We start from the raw sequence: 543 nt of genomic DNA, 5'->3' as shown, positions 1-543 counted from the left end.
TTGATGTATAATTTTTCAGACGAATATCGGCGCGGGTATAAAGAGGTAGTTCAGTGTTATCTATTTCAGTGTGATGTTGATTGCGGCGATAAGCGGATAATGGGAATGCTGAAAGTGTTTCAGTCATCGATACCCGTTAATTTTTTCACCTGCTTTTTGAGCCACTTATTTTCTTCCGTCAGATAGGCAATGGTTAACTTATATTCCTTTGTTTCACTGTCATCCCCGGGGAAAATTTGAGTGTTCATCAAATAATGAGGATGATTAATATTATTACTACCGTAAGTGATAACGCCCCTTTCCCTGTAATCAGGTTGATTGAAGGTCGTGATATGAGGTTTATTAAGTTGCATCATTCAATCCTCCGTTGGCTATCAAAATATTTTCGCTTCTCCCAATCTTCCCGGCATTCCTTACAGCCGTCATTCCGCACCTACTTTAAGAATAAATTCGACGGTATCGCTCGCCGAGAACATCAACGATGGTCTTGTGAATAGAATTGAGGTTGGATACTTGTGGTGGTCTGTCACCAATACTGAACTC

At 40.3% G+C, this 543-nt stretch carries 1 protein-coding gene; it reads right to left on the bottom strand.

What is annotated here, in order from left to right; translation table 11 throughout:
- Positions 1 to 119: 119 nt before the first annotated feature.
- The gene (locus ACTBDZ_RS18380; protein ID WP_438816340.1) at positions 120 to 356 is read right to left on the bottom strand and encodes a hypothetical protein; all 237 of its coding nucleotides are present in this window, start codon (positions 354 to 356) and stop codon (positions 120 to 122) included.
- Between the last annotated feature and the right edge of the window lie 187 nt (positions 357 to 543).

Source organism: Symbiopectobacterium sp., from assembly GCF_051710365.1.
GTDB lineage: Bacteria > Pseudomonadota > Gammaproteobacteria > Enterobacterales > Enterobacteriaceae > Symbiopectobacterium.
Note: the sequence above shows the minus strand (reverse complement) of the source record. Positions and strands in the feature narration are given on the sequence as shown.

Bases quoted from the DNA above. Each gene is read 5' to 3' on its own strand.
- ACTBDZ_RS18380 (WP_438816340.1), bottom strand. From the start codon at position 356: ATGATGCAACTTAATAAACCTCATATCACGACCTTCAATCAACCTGAT.